This is a genomic window from Bacillus sp. VT 712, from assembly GCF_001614195.1.
In the GTDB taxonomy this organism is placed as follows: Bacteria; Bacillota; Bacilli; order Bacillales; family Bacillaceae_H; genus Priestia; species Priestia flexa.
The window spans coordinates 1-16,695 of record NZ_LWBK01000052.1; the positions used below are offsets into that span (position 1 = coordinate 1).

26 protein-coding genes are annotated in these 16,695 nt (G+C 36.2%); 20 read left to right on the forward strand and 6 right to left on the reverse strand.

All coding sequences use genetic code 11. The features are described from left to right. Nucleotides 1-156 precede the first annotated feature (156 nt). From A2U94_RS17975 to A2U94_RS17990, 4 genes are all read right to left on the reverse strand, one after another. Nucleotides 157-1,347: a site-specific integrase gene (locus A2U94_RS17975; protein ID WP_025908620.1), complete on the reverse strand. Its 1,191-nt coding sequence runs from the start codon at nucleotides 1,345-1,347 to the stop codon at nucleotides 157-159. Nucleotides 1,348-1,359: 12 nt separating this feature from the next. Then, on the reverse strand, nucleotides 1,360-1,872 hold the full coding sequence (locus A2U94_RS17980) for an ImmA/IrrE family metallo-endopeptidase (protein ID WP_062686188.1): 513 nt from the start codon (nucleotides 1,870-1,872) through the stop codon (nucleotides 1,360-1,362). 134 nt (nucleotides 1,873-2,006) lie between these two features. Further along, nucleotides 2,007-2,342, reverse strand: a complete 336-nt coding sequence (locus A2U94_RS17985) for a hypothetical protein (RefSeq protein WP_062954741.1) — start codon at nucleotides 2,340-2,342, stop codon at nucleotides 2,007-2,009. Nucleotides 2,343-2,364: 22 nt separating this feature from the next. After that, nucleotides 2,365-4,242 (reverse strand): DEAD/DEAH box helicase, encoded by a 1,878-nt coding sequence (locus tag A2U94_RS17990; protein WP_062954742.1) that lies wholly within the window; start codon nucleotides 4,240-4,242, stop codon nucleotides 2,365-2,367. Between the two features lie 242 nt (nucleotides 4,243-4,484). Between A2U94_RS17990 and A2U94_RS17995 the strand changes: the two genes are divergently transcribed. Next, entirely contained in the window at nucleotides 4,485-5,225 is a 741-nt protein-coding gene (locus tag A2U94_RS17995) for a DUF6338 family protein (protein WP_062954743.1), read from the forward strand. 483 nt (nucleotides 5,226-5,708) lie between these two features. Here A2U94_RS17995 and A2U94_RS18000 read toward each other — a convergent pair whose 3' ends face one another. Further along, entirely contained in the window at nucleotides 5,709-6,065 is a 357-nt protein-coding gene (locus tag A2U94_RS18000; RefSeq protein ID WP_062954744.1) for a helix-turn-helix domain-containing protein, read from the reverse strand. A gap of 191 nt (nucleotides 6,066-6,256) precedes the next feature. Here A2U94_RS18000 and A2U94_RS21335 point away from each other — a divergent pair, with 191 nt between their 5' ends. From A2U94_RS21335 to A2U94_RS18040, 10 genes are all read left to right on the forward strand, one after another. Beyond that, entirely contained in the window at nucleotides 6,257-6,484 is a 228-nt protein-coding gene (locus A2U94_RS21335) for a helix-turn-helix transcriptional regulator (RefSeq protein ID WP_062686180.1), read from the forward strand. A 20-nt stretch (nucleotides 6,485-6,504) separates the two neighbouring features. Then, the gene (locus tag A2U94_RS21645) at nucleotides 6,505-6,681 is read left to right on the forward strand and encodes a hypothetical protein (RefSeq protein ID WP_175384177.1); all 177 of its coding nucleotides are present in this window, start codon (nucleotides 6,505-6,507) and stop codon (nucleotides 6,679-6,681) included. 1 nt (nucleotide 6,682) lies between these two features. Then, nucleotides 6,683-6,988, forward strand: a complete 306-nt coding sequence (locus tag A2U94_RS18010) for a helix-turn-helix domain-containing protein (RefSeq protein WP_051567070.1) — start codon at nucleotides 6,683-6,685, stop codon at nucleotides 6,986-6,988. A gap of 112 nt (nucleotides 6,989-7,100) precedes the next feature. After that, nucleotides 7,101-7,613 (forward strand): helix-turn-helix transcriptional regulator, encoded by a 513-nt coding sequence (locus tag A2U94_RS18015; RefSeq protein ID WP_062954756.1) that lies wholly within the window; start codon nucleotides 7,101-7,103, stop codon nucleotides 7,611-7,613. After that, on the forward strand, nucleotides 7,610-7,867 hold the full coding sequence (locus A2U94_RS18020) for a hypothetical protein (protein ID WP_025908627.1): 258 nt from the start codon (nucleotides 7,610-7,612) through the stop codon (nucleotides 7,865-7,867). The genes A2U94_RS18015 and A2U94_RS18020 overlap by 4 nt, the downstream gene beginning before the upstream one ends. Nucleotides 7,868-8,413: 546 nt before the next feature. Then, complete coding sequence (locus tag A2U94_RS18025) at nucleotides 8,414-9,454, forward strand: DnaD domain-containing protein (RefSeq protein WP_062686179.1); 1,041 nt, start codon at nucleotides 8,414-8,416, stop codon at nucleotides 9,452-9,454. Between the two features lie 7 nt (nucleotides 9,455-9,461). Beyond that, nucleotides 9,462-9,644 (forward strand): Fur-regulated basic protein FbpA, encoded by a 183-nt coding sequence (locus A2U94_RS18030; RefSeq protein WP_025908629.1) that lies wholly within the window; start codon nucleotides 9,462-9,464, stop codon nucleotides 9,642-9,644. A gap of 5 nt (nucleotides 9,645-9,649) precedes the next feature. Beyond that, the gene (locus A2U94_RS21340) at nucleotides 9,650-9,787 is read left to right on the forward strand and encodes a hypothetical protein (RefSeq protein WP_156413413.1); all 138 of its coding nucleotides are present in this window, start codon (nucleotides 9,650-9,652) and stop codon (nucleotides 9,785-9,787) included. Between the two features lie 30 nt (nucleotides 9,788-9,817). Continuing rightward, the gene (locus A2U94_RS18035; protein WP_025908630.1) at nucleotides 9,818-10,129 is read left to right on the forward strand and encodes a hypothetical protein; all 312 of its coding nucleotides are present in this window, start codon (nucleotides 9,818-9,820) and stop codon (nucleotides 10,127-10,129) included. Beyond that, a complete protein-coding gene (locus A2U94_RS18040; protein ID WP_062686177.1) occupies nucleotides 10,126-10,305 on the forward strand; it encodes a hypothetical protein in 180 nt (59 codons plus the stop codon). The genes A2U94_RS18035 and A2U94_RS18040 overlap by 4 nt, the downstream gene beginning before the upstream one ends. 59 nt (nucleotides 10,306-10,364) lie before the next feature. Here A2U94_RS18040 and A2U94_RS18045 read toward each other — a convergent pair whose 3' ends face one another. Continuing rightward, a complete protein-coding gene (locus A2U94_RS18045; protein WP_062686175.1) occupies nucleotides 10,365-10,697 on the reverse strand; it encodes a cupin domain-containing protein in 333 nt (110 codons plus the stop codon). Between the two features lie 145 nt (nucleotides 10,698-10,842). Here A2U94_RS18045 and A2U94_RS21650 point away from each other — a divergent pair, with 145 nt between their 5' ends. From A2U94_RS21650 to A2U94_RS18085, 9 genes are all read left to right on the forward strand, one after another. Further along, complete coding sequence (locus tag A2U94_RS21650) at nucleotides 10,843-10,992, forward strand: hypothetical protein (protein WP_175384176.1); 150 nt, start codon at nucleotides 10,843-10,845, stop codon at nucleotides 10,990-10,992. 60 nt (nucleotides 10,993-11,052) lie between these two features. Beyond that, nucleotides 11,053-11,262, forward strand: a complete 210-nt coding sequence (locus A2U94_RS18050; RefSeq protein WP_025907123.1) for an XtrA/YqaO family protein — start codon at nucleotides 11,053-11,055, stop codon at nucleotides 11,260-11,262. Between the two features lie 60 nt (nucleotides 11,263-11,322). Further along, nucleotides 11,323-12,117 carry a phage antirepressor KilAC domain-containing protein gene (locus tag A2U94_RS21655; RefSeq protein ID WP_062954745.1) on the forward strand — a complete coding sequence of 265 codons (795 nt, stop codon included), beginning with the start codon at nucleotides 11,323-11,325 and terminating at the stop codon, nucleotides 12,115-12,117. 94 nt (nucleotides 12,118-12,211) lie between these two features. Beyond that, nucleotides 12,212-12,406: a hypothetical protein gene (locus A2U94_RS18060; RefSeq protein WP_062686173.1), complete on the forward strand. Its 195-nt coding sequence runs from the start codon at nucleotides 12,212-12,214 to the stop codon at nucleotides 12,404-12,406. An 18-nt stretch (nucleotides 12,407-12,424) separates the two neighbouring features. Beyond that, nucleotides 12,425-12,868, forward strand: coding sequence for an ArpU family phage packaging/lysis transcriptional regulator (locus A2U94_RS18065; RefSeq protein WP_062954746.1), 444 nt, complete (start codon nucleotides 12,425-12,427; stop codon nucleotides 12,866-12,868). Then, complete coding sequence (locus A2U94_RS18070) at nucleotides 12,865-13,407, forward strand: site-specific integrase (protein ID WP_025907115.1); 543 nt, start codon at nucleotides 12,865-12,867, stop codon at nucleotides 13,405-13,407. The genes A2U94_RS18065 and A2U94_RS18070 overlap by 4 nt, the downstream gene beginning before the upstream one ends. 809 nt (nucleotides 13,408-14,216) lie before the next feature. Next, on the forward strand, nucleotides 14,217-14,510 hold the full coding sequence (locus A2U94_RS18075; protein ID WP_062954748.1) for a hypothetical protein: 294 nt from the start codon (nucleotides 14,217-14,219) through the stop codon (nucleotides 14,508-14,510). Between the two features lie 124 nt (nucleotides 14,511-14,634). After that, complete coding sequence (locus A2U94_RS18080) at nucleotides 14,635-14,997, forward strand: hypothetical protein (RefSeq protein WP_025907113.1); 363 nt, start codon at nucleotides 14,635-14,637, stop codon at nucleotides 14,995-14,997. After that, nucleotides 14,994-16,685: a terminase large subunit gene (locus A2U94_RS18085; RefSeq protein ID WP_025907112.1), complete on the forward strand. Its 1,692-nt coding sequence runs from the start codon at nucleotides 14,994-14,996 to the stop codon at nucleotides 16,683-16,685. The genes A2U94_RS18080 and A2U94_RS18085 overlap by 4 nt, the downstream gene beginning before the upstream one ends. Nucleotides 16,686-16,695 lie beyond the last annotated feature (10 nt).

Here is a 16,695-nt window from a genome sequence, read left to right on the forward strand (position 1 = left end):
TTCCGCACACAAGTTCATCCATGGGAACGCGATCAATACATGAGCCAATATTAATTGGTGGAAAGCCTGATATGACTGCATTTGTAGTCATTCAGGCTTTTTTTATTGTGGACGTATTTCTTTAGGATTTTACAGCTTGACCACATTTTGACCACATTATTTTTTTTCGGTAGAAATATGGTCATAGTTCATGTATTCTGAATAGCTTGCTATGCTGCGTTTTTCAAGCGTATTTGAAATGTGAGTGTAAACGTCAGCTGTTGTTTGAATGGATTTATGACCCAATCTTTCTTGTACTTCTTTGAGGGAGGCACCGGATTCTAGCATCATCACAGCGTGCGTATGACGCAAACTATGAATGGTAAGATTTTTAGTAATATTGGCTTTTGTATAAATGCGTTTTATTGCTCGATGCAATGTGGATTTAGTATAAGGAAAACCGTCACCCCGTTCAAATACCAAATCTCCTTCACTAAAGTACAGTGTTCCTAACATCATTCTTTGTTCAGCTTGCTTAAGTTTATGTTTCTTTAACTCTTTTGCTAATTCTTGAGAGATAAGGACTGATCGATAAGAAGTTTCTGTCTTGGGAGGGCCAAACATTTTATTGAGCTCTTTTTCATCATAGTGTAACGTTTTCAAGATATTAATAGATGGCTGAGCAAAATCAATATCTTTCCACTGTAAGGCAAGTGCTTCACCTTTTCGCATTCCGGTATCAATTAATAGTCGAACAAGGGTGTAGTATTTTTGTTCAAGTTCACTTGCTACTTCTAACACATGAAACACTTCATCTTTCGTAAGGTACTGTAAGTCTTGATCAGTTTTAATTTTGTTTATCTTATTATTTGGAATACTTACTTTATAACAAGGGTTTTTATCAATAATATTAAGCGTTACGGCTTTATTCATTGCGTTAGACATTGTCGTATGAATAATGGAAACAGTACGTCTGCTGTATTTTTCAGCTAAGACATTGATAAACTTTTGATAAAAAGCGGGAGAGAAGTCTTTTAGTTTCACATAACCATAGTAGGGAATAATATGCTTGTGTATGTTATATTCGTGCAGCTTAAATGTGTTTGCTTTTACAGTGTTCTTCTTATAGACCTCTAGCCACTCAATTAAAAAATCCCTTACAAATACGTCCTTATACTCCATATTCAGCTTTCCAGTTTGCTTATGCACTTCAAGTTCAGCAGCGGCGAACTGTGCTTCTTTTTTCGTCTTAAACCCTCTTTTAGTTGTTTGCCGACGCTTACCTGTTACGGGGTCACGCGGAAGCTCAGCTTTAAACATCCAAGCGGATGTACCGTCTTTCTTTTGATACTTTTGAAAATGTGCCACCAGCAACACCTCCTAACAAGAACTAATCGCTTCTCTAAACTTCTGTGAATATGTAATCCCTAGAATTTGATTTTCAAAATGTTCAATTCTTCTTGATGCAAACAGCGGTGTGACGTTAAAAGTTGTGCTCACTTCATGAATAAATTCACGTTTAGTGGGAGGAGGAGACAGCTTTAACAGCATGAAGGTAGGCACACAAAACTGTAGCGCAAAGTTATTTGCCTTATTCTCTTGATAGGCAATGAATCCTTCTGGAAGGAACCACTGATGCCCACAATGAAATAAAACATGTCCTAACTCATGACCGAAGTCCTCCCACTGCTGCTGGGAGGAAAGGCTGCGGTTAATTAAAATACTGTATAGGCCATTACGATCAATCGCAGCACTTTCAAAATCGACAAAATGCAGCCAAATTCCAAGATTAGAAGCGATACTAATCATATCAATCTGGCTGGGAACATTAATATGTAGCTTCTGGTACAAATAGCGAACTGAGTCTTCTAGTGGAGTAAATTGATAATTCATGGAAATCACCTCCTGGGAATATAATACCAAACAAATGTTCCTATTTTCAATATTTATTAGATTTTTTATCGGATTTTCTTCTATATATAAGAGAGGATTTTTAGATAAAAAAAGAAGCTCATAAATTGAGCTTCTTAAGCAGTAACCATCTGCAAATTTTCTACCTTTATTAACTGATTAATTTTATCTAATGTAGAGGAAATTAATTGACTTCTATCATAGATAATGGTTTCCTCTTGACCTTCTACAATAGTGGCTTGTTGCAAGTGATCATCAGAATCAAAAGTGTAGAAGGCGTTACAAAGTTCACCGTCATCAACAAAAGTTAATTCCACAACGCTTCCGCCATCTATAGGTTTTATATTAACTTGCTTATAAGATGGATCTTTAATATTTTCAAGTAATTCATGTGGCCAAACAGGATTTAGATACATGGCTTCCCATAATTGTAAACGGAGTTGCTCAATCATATAAAATCCTCCTTAAATTATTTTATAATATAGTTTTAATCATATTAATCAAGTGTTCAGTCTGTGCTTTCAATTCTGAAGTAGCTTTTTGATAATCCGCGATTTTCCATTCATCTCTTGGGCCATATTTTTTTACAAAGAAAGCGTTAAGGTACTTAGCTATTATGGCAGCATTATCGCCATGGTCCAGTACCCATCTAAAAGATTTGTTTAAAGGTAGTATAGCCAAGTTACGTGTTTCTTTTTCTAAGTTGAATTTAGCTATAATTGTGGCTGGAATTTCATGTTGTACTTGTTCGTTGAATTCACTTCTTAACATCATACGGTATTTCTTAGGGTTTTTCAATAAAGGATTCGTCGTCATAGGACGTTCTTGCTGTCTTGCTAATATTTGTAATTGTTCCTCTGTTTGGTGAGGAAACAGTGTCTTTAGTTGTTCAACTTTAGATGCTATGTTCTCCTCATATGCTTTATATGATTCAGCAGCTTGAGTGTATTCATAGTATTCTTCCTCAGTATAAATATCTCCTTCAGCTGTAACTGAACCAATCTCTGTATCCTTAGGATTTTTTAATGTTTTTTCTAGCTTTTTTTCACCTTTTTCACTTTTTTTAACAGCCTCTAAAATATCACAATAATCTTTTTCTTGTTTATACTCTTTCCATAACGGTTCCAAATTCAAATCTCTATGTGCAACTATAACACCTATATTATCAATGATATTATTAGATTCTTTTTCAGGTATTTTACGCAATATTCTTCCAATAAATTGTGAATAAGGAGACAAACTACGATAAGGACGAAATATAGCAGCTACCGATAAGTATGGATGATCATAACCTTCACCTAGCATTGCTACATGGATGACTACTTCTACTTTATGTGTTTCGATTTTAAGTAATGCTTCAGTTCTGTCTTTTGGAGGAAGTTTACTGTGTACAACAACAGTCTTCAACCCTGATCTTTCGTATAAATATTGAACATCACCAGCGTGCTCTATACTACAACATACAGCAATAATTTTATGTGGAACAGAGCTTCTTTCTTTTCTTTCGTTTAATGCATCTATACTTGCATCTATAATATGCTGATTACATTCTGGTGAGTAAGCAACACTACGAGTGATGTAATCTTTATCTTTTAACTTTAAGGCTTCAATTTCCTTGAGTGTATATTTTTTTGAAACGTCTTTATCCAAAGTTAAATAAACTTTTTCAGGTTTTAAAACAAAGTTTTTTAAAGTTTTCACTATACCATCACTCATGGCTTTGCCTAATCGATAATTAACAATCGCTTTACCTTCAATCGGTTTTCTATCTGTTCTGAATGGAGTACCAGTTACTTTTAATACTTTAGCATCACTAAAATATTCTAATGCATTCTGCCAAGTCCTAGCAGGTGAATGATGGGCTTCATCAACAATGATCATATCAAAAAAATCTGGTTTTACTTTAGCTAAAAGTGAGTTACGAGATTGGGAACTTAATTTATGAATGTTCAAAATTACAATATTACTTTCTTCTAATTCTTCAAGAAAAGTTTCTTTATCATACTCAACAATTTTTGGCAACTGTCCATAATCATTAAAAACATTATGCCGTAACCAAAAATTATTAGGGTTTGTAGGATCTAACGAATCAAGAACATGATCTTTAATTACTAATTGTGGAGTTATTATTAAAACTCTCCCCTGAGAAATACCGAAGGGAGCTAATGCCATAACACCAGTTTTACCAGAACCGGTAGGCAATACAGCAACTGCGTGTGCTTTAGACTTATTAACTAAAAAGTGATTGCAAATCTCAACGTAAGATTCAATTTGAATTTTTCTTAAATTCTGTTCGTTGTACAGGATATGTGGGTTGCTATCTAAAAAATAGTTTTTATCAAAAGTTGACATTGATATTCCTCCAAAAGCAAGACTATAAAACCATAAAATTAACTTTTTTAACCATGTGTTATCTAAAAAATAACACGCTTATAGCGCGTTATATGTATTATTATTTACTGCTTGTCTCCAGATTTACAATGGCCTTCACTATTAATAATCTTTTAAAGAATCATTTCAGTTATATTACAAGGATAATTTTATACTTTGATGTTATAATTTAACTAGTATTAAATAGAAAGGAGTGGGCAAGTATGGATAATTTTATTGCTACAGTGGTATTCACTCTTCCAGGCTTACTTTGTTACTATTGGTTGCAGTGGTTTGGGTTTGTTCCATCACAAAAGCATAATCCATTTGAAATGTTAGGAATCAGTGCTTTATTATGGTTGCCTGTTTCTGCTATGACCTTAGTATTTTATAATTTCTTTGCTTTCTCTACCCAACTTTTTTTAAGAAGTTTAGGAGGAGAGAAAAAGATAAATTATGTATTGAGTTTACAAGAATTACAAACTTCATTTACACAGCTTTGGTTTATTCTTGTATTTTCAGTTCTAAGTGTAGTATTCAGTTATCTCTTTGCAAGAACTTGGGTGGAGCGCTTATTTCCCCTGTTCTTAAAGCATATTAATGTGATTAGAATAGAAAAAGTTAAAACTAGCCAATTATCTAGTAAGCCCACAGTCTGGGAAGAGATTTTCATCACTGCTGGACCAAAAGTTGTGAAGGTTGTAAAACTTGATAAGCCTGAAGAAACAATAATTGGTTCGATAAGAAAAGCGTCTAGACCTTTAGAGCCTGAACGTAATATAACTCTAGATGATACGGATTATTTTACACAGCTTATTGAAAAATATAATCCTAGTATTAAGCATGTATTCATTGATACAAAATCAGGTATAGCTATATATGTATATGATGAGGGAAGTATAAGAGATGCTCAGTATCGAGATTTTGATTCGAATACACCTATCATTTCTCCTTCGGTTTCGTAGTATCCTTAGGAGGCGTTATCTCGTGTTTAATTCTGGCTGAAGGTAACTCTGCAGATTCACCAATTATAGAGTATATACTATTCTGCGTTTCATTTATTTTCTTATCAGTCATAATACCACCTACTTTTTTGTATTAGATGAATTAGAAGCGTTATTTGGCTTGACTCTTGCTGATTGGTGATCTATAGATCTTGTATTATTTCCATTTGTATTTACTATTCGTGTTTCAACATTATTAGACAAAAGTAACTCCTCATTTCGTTTTTTTTGTATCGGTGCCTGGTCTTAAGCGAGCAGTGTTAGTGTCTACTGAGGCACTAGTACGTTTATCCCCAGTAGAGCTGGGTTTTATGTTCTCATTGGTCATAATGTTATCCCTCCTAATTGAAAAAATTTGATTAAACTTAAATTTTTATAGCTTGAATGTCTATTTAAAAGAGGGGGGGATAATGCTTTACAAACTTTAAATATATTCCTAAAACATTACTGCTTGTCCCCAGCCTCACGATTACCTTCACTCTTAATAATCTCCCAAATCTTACGCAGCTGCTCTTGACGATCTTCAGGAGCATTTTTAATTTCTTTGAAGAAGACGCCTAGTTCTGGGTCGAGAAGGGATTCTTCATTCTTTTCTTCAATTAGATCAGGGTTGTCAGTGCGGCCTAAAAGATAGTCAGTACTTACGTTAAAGAAGTCAGCCAGCTTTTCTAATGTTTGAGTATCAGGTTCGCTTCTACCATTCTCATAGTGTGAATAACGTGCTCTAGAGACAGAAATTGCTTTAGCAACATCTTCTTGTGTACGTTTCCCTCTTAAAAATTTTAATCGACTACCCAGCATACAATACAACTCCTAATATTAAATAGCAAAGTTTTCGTAACACAAACTTATACTTATATTATAGATACAAAAAGTATCGTTTTAAATAAAAGATAAAAAAAGTATCAAATAAATCGTTGACGATACAAAATGTATCATTTATAATTAATACAAATGATACGAAATGTATCAAAGAGAGGAGGTGCTGTTGGATGAGAGAAAAACTCATTAATGAACGCTTATCTAGAGATTGGACTCAAAAAGAAGTTGCTGAGAAACTTAATATCTCAGAAGTTTATGTAAGAAAGATTGAAAAAGGGGTTAGAAACCCAGGGCGCTCAACGATGCTGAAATTTGAAATATTATATTCTACAAGTGAACGAGAGTTGTTTCCAGATCTTTTTCAGGTTATAGATGATACAAAATGTATCAATAATTAAATGCTTTTAGGAGGGTTCACATGAACTTTGACATCGGTAAATTACTTTACAACGCCGAACTAACAGTCGATCTCCTATACATTGCAAATGACTTGCTAGAAGAAAAAGATTTTACCAAAGAACAGGCCGCAGCTGAAATCATTCAGTTACTTGAAAAGCATGGTCTGACTAAACTTTATTTCACTGGAGGTGCTTGAAATGACATTTGAACAAATGCTTAAGGATGCTTTAGAAGAGGCATTGGCTCCTATAAAACGAGACATAGAAGAACTGAAATCAGCTTCAAGTTTATCTAAGTATGGTCCAGTTTTAACAGTGACTGAATTAATGGACTTTTTAAAGATTGGTCGCACGAAAGCAACAGAGTTAGTTAGTCGACCTGACTTTCCAGTAATTCGAGCATGTGGCATCAAAGTACCCACGCATCTGCTGATGGAGTGGATCGAACAAAATACTGAGTGGGTACAACATAATACAAAGTATTTCAACCAGGCTGTAATGTAAAACAGCCATACCTTTTACCCTTAAACGGAAAATTTTATCTTATTTAGAATCATAAAGAAAATGGTGTAACAAATGTACTGAGTTTTTGGTACGAAAGGGGAGATTGATATTGATTAAGTTAGGAGAGGAGTTGGCGGAAGCAAGAAAGCGCCAAGGCCTAACGCAAGAACAGTTAGCAATGGATTTACCGGTATCACGCGAAACCATTGCCAAATACGAAACAAATCAGCGTAAGTTTCAAGAAGATTTATATCAGCAGGTGGCTTATAGCGTGGATGATCCAGAATATTACTTCGCTACATGGAATGAAGCAGCAGGGCACGTCAGCATTCCATATTTCAACGGTGACTACATAGATAGACATCCAGCCAGTATGAAATACATGGTACAACAAGAAACAAATGAAGCACTTGATCAGATGGAAAGGGTTTGTTGGGCAAAGCCGATACGAATGCAGAACGAAAGTGAACGAGAAGAAATCAAACGTGTCATTCATGAAATTCTCGACGCAGCGGCGTCCATGATTAATTTAGTAGCGGTTCTTTGTAAGGAGTACGATTTCTCCATGAAGTCGATTTATAAAATGTGGTGGGCATCCATTAAGACAAGGAGATGGAAGGTATGAGGGTATTAGAATCAGATTTTCGTTTAGCAACTCGTTTAGAAGAAGTCATTTTTGAAGGGCTTTTAAGCGCACACCAATCCATGTTCAAAGGGGAGTTTGAACAGTTTGATGAGCAGGTTAAAGAAGTGATGAAAGCAAAGAAAGAACTTCAGCGGCTTTATGAGAAGAAACAAACTCGTGAACGACTAGAAGCATTGGTAAAAGATTTGCAAAGTAAGGGAATGGCAATCGATTTTGTAAAGAGGGTCATTTAGTAGGAGGACATGATGAAAGAGATAGCAGTTTGGAAAAATAAAAAAGCAGCAAGTGCTGGAACACTTACTGCCGATCGTTCGCTTCGATAGAACGCTTAACTAACTTCAGTATAGCACAGCTTTATGTGTGCGACAAGAATGTATGTTCTTGTCGTCATGGTCAGGAAAGAGCTATCATTTGTTTCCCCCGACAATTGATACACACCTCTCATCCCTCTTTCCTGGCTATGACGATGCGAATAGCATCAACTAAATAAGAAAGGAGGACAGAAGCGTCTCATTCTATGTGTATGTTTCTAAACTGACATTATGCTATGGGATTTAGAGTTTGTAGATAAGAAGATGCAAACGGTCCATAAGGAAATGGTTTTTGCATCTTGTGTGAATGAATGTAAAGAACTAGCGAAAACAATTTTAAAGCGCATAAAAAAAGAAGACAAGGAGTTGCAGCTCCTCATCTTCGAAGTGATTGTCGATTAATCAATTGCTTCCATTGTAGCTTAAGATGTTTGTAGAAAGCAAGCTTTATAGAAAGGGAGAGAGCAGATGGCTAAATTTAGACAGATTCAAGTGGATTTTTGGTCTGATCCACGCGTTTCAGAGGAAATGACACCGGAAGATAAATTCTTTTACTTATACCTTTTAACCAATCCAAATACGAAGCAGATTGGTGTATATACGATTACGAAGAAGCAAATGGCTTTTGATATGGGGTATTCAATTGAAACGATTAACAGTTTACTAAAGCGTTTTGAGAACGAGCATAAAGTGGTTAAGTATAATCCAGAAACGCGAGAAATCGCTCTATTAAACTGGGGCAAGTATAACTTGAATAAAGGCGGAAAGCCGATTTTGGACTGCGTTGTAAAAGAGCTTGGAGAGGTGAAAGATCTATCTCTTTTAGCGGAAGTAGCAAGTAGCATTAAAAACAGCAGCATTTTAGAATTGTTTACTAATAAGCTAAAAGAATTACGTGCCGTTGACGACACGTCATACGATACGTTAGACGATACGTCAACGCCAAGTGGACAAGAAAAAGAAGAAGAACAAGAAGAAGAAAAAGAAAAAGAAAAAGAACTACTACTACATGAACAAGATATAGATCTAGAAGAAGGCGCTCTTGAAAAAAGTGAAGTCGGTAGTAGTAGTCGTAATCAAACTCAATCAATCTTTGATTTTTATCAACAAAACTTCGGTATGCTAAATCCTTTTATCAGCCAACAAATTCAGTATTGGACTGAAGACATGGGAGAAGAGCTTGTGTTAGAAGCAATGTCTTTAACGCTTAAACAGCAAAAAACATGGAAATATGCTGAGGGCATCTTGAAATCATGGGCAAACCGCAACGTTCGTAGCCTTGATGATGTTCAAGCGTTAGAAGCAGCATTTAAAAACAAGCGTCGCTTTAATCAAAATGCATCTAATCGTAAAGAAATTGTGCCAGACTGGTTAGCTCAAGAAGCAGCGGATCAACCACAGTCATCTGTTGCTGTATTAGATACTGACTTCGAAGCAGAGAAACGTAAGCTAGAAGCGGAATTGAAGGAGTTAGAAGCAGAACTAAAGGCTGGAGCCGGAAAGGAGTGAGTACATAATGGCACTTCTAAAACAAGCGGTTGAACAGCGCTGTGCGTACTTAATCAACGAGCTTATGCGCTACGGCTATTTCAAAACTCCTGCTGGCAAACAGCTATATGAGCTTAGCTTAACCGAGCTAGAAATGATTCATATTGGCATTAAGTCTGAATTTGGCAAGCATATGAACCGAGGAGAGTGAACAGGGTGGGGCGTATTGAGATCTTTAAGCTGTCAAAAGCTGAATTGGAAATGTACAAGAAGCAATCGCAGCGTGTAGAAACACTAAAGCGTCCAACCGATTGGAAATGGCCTTCTTCTCGTCAAAAGAAGCGTCAAAAATAAACTGTGATATAGATTGCGAGGGAAGCGTTCATGCAGATTCAGTTAAGTGATGAGCAAGTAGAGTTTATTTACAAGGAGCTTAGCTGCTCCAGTGGCTATAATTTGCAATCAATTCATTGCAACGGAGAACTTCAAGAACTCGTGTCCTATTTGAGCAAGCGCATGGAAGAGATTACGAAAGTAAGAGCTGCCAAGTATGAAACACTGTCCTTAAGGGAACTTGCAAGGCTATGCAAGGTAAGCGACCAAGAAGCATTGCTAGAGTGGGAGCGGAGATGGGAAGCGACTTTTCCGATGATGCGTGGTTCAAGCAATGTGAGAGAAGGAGCTAGTGATAAATGAATTGGGAAGAAGCTAAAGCAATTGTGAATGAAGGGAAAACGGTATTCTTTCACCATAGAGCTAAAGTCGTTCCAGTTAATAAAGATACTACGTTTCAAGATTTACAATGGAACTATTTTGGAGCATTAGAGTTAACATGGGCTGATATTGTAAACGGAAAATACTCTATTGCATGAGGTGTGAACACTACACGTTAGACGGAAAATGCACAATAAAAAACGCTAAAGATTAGCGTTTAAGAAGCTCCATTTATATCATTATCTTTTTTTTCAAAACAAATATTTATTGTTTTACCATTAGATCTAGTTCTATGTTGAGTATATGCCGGTACATTAAAAATCTCACCAGGTAATAGTTGAATTGTTTTATGGTCTTCTAAATCAATAAGAAGCTCTCCTTCGAGCACCATAAATAATTCGTCTGTTTCATGCTCATGCCAATGAAAATCTCCATTAATTACAGCAATTCTTAAAACATGATCGTTAATCTCGGAAACGACAAAATTTTTATATTCAGTCACATCAGAAACTAAGTCTAATAAATTTAATTTTCTAAATGAATTTTCCAAGTGTTTTACCCCTTTCACAAATTAAGTAGTAGTATATAAAAAATATACCACTTAACAATAAGAAATAGTGGGAAAGTTAGATGAATTAATTAAAAATGGCTATTGAACAATACGAGAATAAAACGTAGTAAAAGGAGCGATCCAAATGCATGGGGAAGTGAAAGTGTGGTACATGACGGAAGAAGAACGCCTGGCTTATATAAAAAAGCATCCAATCATTCCGACCAAAAAGAAAAAAGAAAAAGCATTTTCAGACATTCATTCGTATGGTCAAAGGCAGAAAAAGAGCAAATAAAAAAGCCGGGAGCACTCCCGACAATCGTTTAACCAATTATATCACAAAAGGGGTGCGCTGATGTCTGAACGAGCAAGATTTTTAGAAGTAGATCCAGATGATATGACAATTCATCATGCGATTGAACCAGGTAAAGTTGTTCTTTTAATTTTAGATGGACATCAAGGGAAAGCAAAGGCAATTGAAGCGGTGCATCATGGACATACCATCATTGAAACAGCTAAAGGAAAAACAGCAAGAATCCGTTTTGAAGAGAGTGAATTATTTTAATAATGAATCGTGGGAGGTTGTTTTAGTTTTATAACTACGTAGCGGTAGGAGAGTGAAACGATGAACAAATCGACTATTATTGCTAATGAAATGCTGCCTGTTTATCAAACTGAAGCAGGCGAGACAGTAGTGGATGCAAGAGAATTGCATGCTGTTCTTATGATTGGTAAAGATTTTACGACATGGATAAAAGATCGCATTGAAAAATACGGTTTTGTGGAAGGAGAAGACTTTTCCCCAGTTTTGGGGGAAAGTGTTGGCGGGAGGCCTCGAACGGAATATATTTTAACTTTAGATACTGCTAAAGAGATTGCAATGGTTCAGCATAACGAGATGGGGCGCGTCGTGCGTAAATACTTTATTGAAGTAGAAAAGCGATTTAAACAGCTGCATGTTCCGTCATATATGATTGATGATCCGATTAAGCGAGCGGAGCAGTGGATTCTTGAACAAAAACAAAAGCAGCTTGTTGAAACAAAGAACTTGATGCTAGAACAGCAGTTAGCAGAAACTGCACCAAAGGTTACGTACTATGATCAAATTCTCCAGTCAGATAGCGTAATTAACATTTCACAGATTGCAAAAGATTATGGTCTGTCTGGTAAGAAGCTGAATCAAATTCTCAAGCAAGAAGGCGTGCAGTATAAGTTAGGTGAGCAATGGCTGTTATATAGCAAGTATCAAGATAAGGGGTATACGAAATCTCACACAACGAACTATCGAGACTCAAGTGATGAACTGAAAACGAAGCTTCATACCAAATGGACGCAGAAAGGTCGTTTGTTTATTCATACTGTACTAGCTAAATGCGGAATCGAAGCATTAATGGACCGAGATATTAAGAAAGCGAATTGAATATGTCCAAGATAGGAGAGCCTGAGGACGCTGAATTAGTAGCAAAACGCTGCTTGTTCAGTGTCCTTTTTAATTTCAGAAAAGGGGAATGTAAATGGGAACTTTACGAGGTGAAATGGAAAAGTGGAATAAGTTAAATCATGTGCTAAATGAAAAAGATACAAGGGAAACAGAGCAGCCACCTAAGAGAAAGAAGAAGGAAACATTTTCTGAAAGAGAACTACGCGAACTAATGGGAACTAATCGCAGTACGTATCACCGTTCACGCGGAGCTATTCGACAAAAATAAGAGGCAGGGGGCAATTTCATGATGGACACACTGTTACCTGAAATTGATGTAAAAGCAACAAAAAGAGTAGTGGAAGCAGCACTTGAGAAATATCGAGTGCTGCTGTTAACGCAAAATGAGGAGGAACTGCCGAAAGTGACAGCTACTTACTCGTTTGTTCCACCGTCAAATACAAACGCATTCCATTCATCTACAGAGGATATAGCCATTCGTAATATTTCACACGAGCAAGCCAGAAGTAAGTATTTAAAGCGGATGGTAATGGCGGTAAATCGATTAGGCTACTGGGAACGAGCGATTCTTATTCAGCGGTACATGCTACAAGATGATGTGTTTGATTACCAGGTCTATAATGACCTTAATTTCTCAGAGCGCAAATACTACCGCTTAAAAGAAAAAGCATTTATAAAGCTGGCCTTGTCTTTACGGATTGAAGTATATAAGGAAGGTGATGACGAATGAACTTTGTACAGCCCATTCGTGACTTAGTGAAACTCCAGGAGATGAAGGTTTATTTAAAATCAAAAAGTCAGCGGAACTATATGCTGTTTATATTAGGAATTAGTACAGGCTTGCGTATATCGGATATTCTGAAACTGAAGAAAGAAGATTTATTAAGTACTCACGTTGTATTAAGAGAGACGAAAACACGTAAACAGAAGCGGATACGTATTCCTCCATCTATTCGTAAAGAAGTGCTAGAATATGCAAAAGAATTAACAGATGGAGATTATGTGATACAAAGCAGGCAAGGAACAAACAGAGCTATCGATCGTTCTACAGCATATCGGATTTTAAGAGAGGCAGCGGCGCATGTTCATTTAAATGAGATAGGAACGCATACACTTCGTAAAACATTCGGCTATCATTTTTACCAACAGACAAAAGACGTAGCCATGCTGCAAGAAATGTTCAACCATTCCAGTCCACAAATTACATTGAGATATATCGGTATCAATCAAGATTCAATGGATAAAGCGATGATGAAGTTTAAGATTTAACGATGTGTTGCTTATAACTGCATCAAAAATAAGTGTAGCGTGCACTCAAAAAGGGATATGCGATAAACCTTGTAGTGACAGTGGTTAGAGCGATTAGGCGAGTGCAACAGAATATAAGATATGGTGAAGTCATTACAGTATCATTGGTTTTATAAGTAAATTAATAACATGTGAAATAACATGTGATGAATAAGTGGCAGAATAGTGGCAGAAAGACGGCAGAACATTGCTGTATAACTCATGTAATATGGTAAGTAACAAAGATAGCGATATTTAAGATGCTTGCTAATCTTGCTGCTCCTTGACAATTGAATAGTAGGTTATTGGCCACTTGTTAGCTTAAGTGGCTATTTGTAAACAGGATAGACGTTGGTCTGTGTTGTTTAGAGATAATTAAGGTTTGTTATAAATAAATTAATATTATTGTTAGTAACTGTACGTAAGTGCATAAATAATGAGATTGTAATGCATCTGCGATGTAATCTTAATTAAAGTTGATATAAGTAGGTTTAATACAAAAAAGACATTGTCCGTTAATGAACAATGTCTTTTTTTATTGGATGTGAAAAATGTGTTTTAGTTAATTTATTTACTATTTAGTGTAGAGATGATTAACAATCATCTCTACTGTTCCTCATTGCTTATTATCCTTTGGGATAACAACAATTAGTAGCGGAACAGTTACTAATTTAATATGAAGTGTTAAATAAATAACTAGTAACACATTTTCACCTCCTTATCACGTAGGAGTTTATAGATTATATGCTTTCTATAACTATTTATACACCCAATAAGGAAGGAAGATAACAATGAAACCATTCGCTAAGAAGTTCTACAAGTCATCAGCCTGGTTGAAGTGCAGAGCTGCATATATAAAGATGCGTCACGGTTTGTGTGAGAAGTGCAGCGGTCCAGGTAAGATTGTTCATCATAAAGAATACTTAACACCAGATAATATTGATGATCCTAACATAACGTTAAACTTTAATAAATTAGAATATCTTTGCCAAGATTGTCACAACAAAGAGCATCATGAAAAGCATGGTGTGACCGTGCAGGGCGTGATATTTGACGAAAGTGGTATGCCTGTACAGAAGACATAAAAGAAGTGCATCGTGTCTTATGGTATCCCCCCTATCAAAAAGCCAAAAGTCAGTCGGCAAAGGACCGAAGGGGGACCTTCGAAAAATACACAGGGCATTTTACATGAGGGGGGGGTATAAATTTATGGCGAAATTGGCGAAGAAAAAGCAGGATGAATTAATTAATCAAGAGGTCGAGCGATTAAGTCATATTTTCAAGGATTTATCGGAAGAAAAAAAGAAAGCAGCACAACGCTTAATTGAACGAGTTGCTTTTATGACCATCACCCTTCAAATACTAGAAGACTCCATTAAAACAAAAGGTCCCACCTACAATTTCAAACAAGGTTCTCAGCAAATGATTGTTGAAAACCCAGCGCAAAAATCTTATAACGCTATGATCAATCGATATACGACTGCTTATGAAAAGCTGTTTAACTTATTGCCTAAAGAGACAAACAGTCCACCTGTAGATGATGGTTTTGAGACCTTCGTGAACAACAGATGATTAGATATCCTCTTGCATATAATCCAATTTTAGAATATTGGGCTAAGATTGAGAGTGGCGATATTACTGTAGGTGATAAGGTAAGACGAATTTATAAGAAGTTGGCTGCGGATGTGTATGATGAACAATCTGTATATGAATATAGCGCTAAAAGAGCCAATCATGCGATTGAATTTATTGAGAACTTTTGTAAGCATTCAAAAGGTAAATGGGCAGGGAAACCAATCGTTTTAGAGCTTTGGCAAAAAGCATTCTTAGCGGCGACATTTGGCTTTATTCATAAAATAGATGGTACAAGGAAATATCGTGAAATTCTGCTTATTGTGGCGCGTAAAAATGGGAAGTCCACAATCTCATCAGGTATCTGTTTGTATTTAATGATAGCGGATGGAGAAGGCGGTGCTGAAGTTTATGCTGTAGCAACAAAAGAGCAGCAAGCTAAGATTGTATGGTTAGAGTCAAAAAGAATGGTGAAAAAATCGCCTACTCTTTCCAAACGAGTTAAATCGTTAGTGAAAGAGCTTAATGCTGACTTTAATGATAGTGTGTTTAAACCTGTGGGAAGTGATAGCGATACCCTAGATGGACTGAATGTACATGGTGCTTCACTCGATGAAATCCATGCTTGGAAAGACAAAAACTTATATGATGTTATTGTGGATGGTACTTCGTCTCGTGAACAGCCTCTTATTGTTATGATTACAACTGCTGGAACGGTTCGTGAATCTGTTTATGATATGAAATATGATGAAGCGGTTATGCTGTTGAATGGCTTAGATGATGATAGTCCAGAAGCATACAAAGACGACCGTTTTCTCCCCATTATTTATGAACTGGATAAGCGAGAAGAGTGGACAGACCCAGCAAGTTGGCCAAAAGCCAATCCTGGGTTAGGTACTATCAAAAAAATAGATCAGCTTGAAACTAAAGTAAACAAAGCAAAAGCCAATCACTTGTTAGTTAAAAACTTGCTTACAAAAGATTTCAATATTCGCGAAACATCAAATGAAGCATGGTTAACATTCGAACAATTAAATAATAGTGCTACATTCGATTTAACGGAGTTAAAACCTTCATACGGTATCGGTGGTTGTGATTTATCTAAGACAACAGACCTTACAGCAGCGAAGGTTATTTTTATGCTTCCAGATGATCCAAAAGTGTATGTCTTGCAGATGTATTGGTTGCCAGAAGACTTGTTAGAAAAGCGAACGAACGAAGACAAAATTCCATATAATCTATGGCACGATGCAGGTTTATTGCGTACAACTCCTGGAAACAGCGTTCACCCTAAGTTTGTAACGGAATGGTTTTTAGAAGTTCGTGACGAATGGGGAGTATACTTGCCTTGGATTGGCTATGATGCTTGGTCAGCTGATTACTGGGTAGAAGAAATGCAGAGTTATTTTGGGAAAGAAGCGATGATACCTGTGTATCAAGGTAAAAAGACTTTATCAGGGCCTATGTATTTATTAGGTGCCGATTTAGAAGCGAATAAAGTTATTTACAATAATAACCCGATTGATAAATGGTGCCTGTCGAATACCGCGATTGAAATGGATAAAAATTTAAATATTCAGCCTCATAAAACGGAGAATCAGCGTCGAAGAATTGATGGCACGGCAGCGTTGTTAAATGCTTATGTGATTTTACAAGAGAAAAAGAATGAATATATAAATATGATTTAGTGGAAGGTGG

Bases quoted from the DNA above. Each gene is read 5' to 3' on its own strand.
- A2U94_RS18065 (WP_062954746.1), top strand. From the start codon at position 12,425: ATGATGGACACACTGTTACCTGAAATTGATGTAAAAGCAACAAAAAGA.
- A2U94_RS18075 (WP_062954748.1), top strand. From the start codon at position 14,217: ATGAAACCATTCGCTAAGAAGTTCTACAAGTCATCAGCCTGGTTGAAG.
- A2U94_RS18050 (WP_025907123.1), top strand. From the start codon at position 11,053: ATGTCTGAACGAGCAAGATTTTTAGAAGTAGATCCAGATGATATGACA.
- A2U94_RS18040 (WP_062686177.1), top strand. From the start codon at position 10,126: ATGAATTGGGAAGAAGCTAAAGCAATTGTGAATGAAGGGAAAACGGTA.
- A2U94_RS18080 (WP_025907113.1), top strand. From the start codon at position 14,635: ATGGCGAAATTGGCGAAGAAAAAGCAGGATGAATTAATTAATCAAGAG.
- A2U94_RS18000 (WP_062954744.1), bottom strand. From the start codon at position 6,065: ATGCTGGGTAGTCGATTAAAATTTTTAAGAGGGAAACGTACACAAGAA.
- A2U94_RS17995 (WP_062954743.1), top strand. From the start codon at position 4,485: ATGGATAATTTTATTGCTACAGTGGTATTCACTCTTCCAGGCTTACTT.
- A2U94_RS18035 (WP_025908630.1), top strand. From the start codon at position 9,818: ATGCAGATTCAGTTAAGTGATGAGCAAGTAGAGTTTATTTACAAGGAG.
- A2U94_RS18070 (WP_025907115.1), top strand. From the start codon at position 12,865: ATGAACTTTGTACAGCCCATTCGTGACTTAGTGAAACTCCAGGAGATG.
- A2U94_RS18085 (WP_025907112.1), top strand. From the start codon at position 14,994: ATGATTAGATATCCTCTTGCATATAATCCAATTTTAGAATATTGGGCT.
- A2U94_RS17985 (WP_062954741.1), bottom strand. From the start codon at position 2,342: ATGATTGAGCAACTCCGTTTACAATTATGGGAAGCCATGTATCTAAAT.
- A2U94_RS18030 (WP_025908629.1), top strand. From the start codon at position 9,462: ATGGCACTTCTAAAACAAGCGGTTGAACAGCGCTGTGCGTACTTAATC.
- A2U94_RS21335 (WP_062686180.1), top strand. From the start codon at position 6,257: ATGAGAGAAAAACTCATTAATGAACGCTTATCTAGAGATTGGACTCAA.
- A2U94_RS17990 (WP_062954742.1), bottom strand. From the start codon at position 4,242: ATGTCAACTTTTGATAAAAACTATTTTTTAGATAGCAACCCACATATC.
- A2U94_RS18010 (WP_051567070.1), top strand. From the start codon at position 6,683: ATGACATTTGAACAAATGCTTAAGGATGCTTTAGAAGAGGCATTGGCT.
- A2U94_RS21655 (WP_062954745.1), top strand. From the start codon at position 11,323: ATGAACAAATCGACTATTATTGCTAATGAAATGCTGCCTGTTTATCAA.
- A2U94_RS17980 (WP_062686188.1), bottom strand. From the start codon at position 1,872: ATGAATTATCAATTTACTCCACTAGAAGACTCAGTTCGCTATTTGTAC.
- A2U94_RS21645 (WP_175384177.1), top strand. From the start codon at position 6,505: ATGAACTTTGACATCGGTAAATTACTTTACAACGCCGAACTAACAGTC.
- A2U94_RS18025 (WP_062686179.1), top strand. From the start codon at position 8,414: ATGGCTAAATTTAGACAGATTCAAGTGGATTTTTGGTCTGATCCACGC.
- A2U94_RS18060 (WP_062686173.1), top strand. From the start codon at position 12,212: ATGGGAACTTTACGAGGTGAAATGGAAAAGTGGAATAAGTTAAATCAT.
- A2U94_RS21650 (WP_175384176.1), top strand. From the start codon at position 10,843: ATGCATGGGGAAGTGAAAGTGTGGTACATGACGGAAGAAGAACGCCTG.
- A2U94_RS18020 (WP_025908627.1), top strand. From the start codon at position 7,610: ATGAGGGTATTAGAATCAGATTTTCGTTTAGCAACTCGTTTAGAAGAA.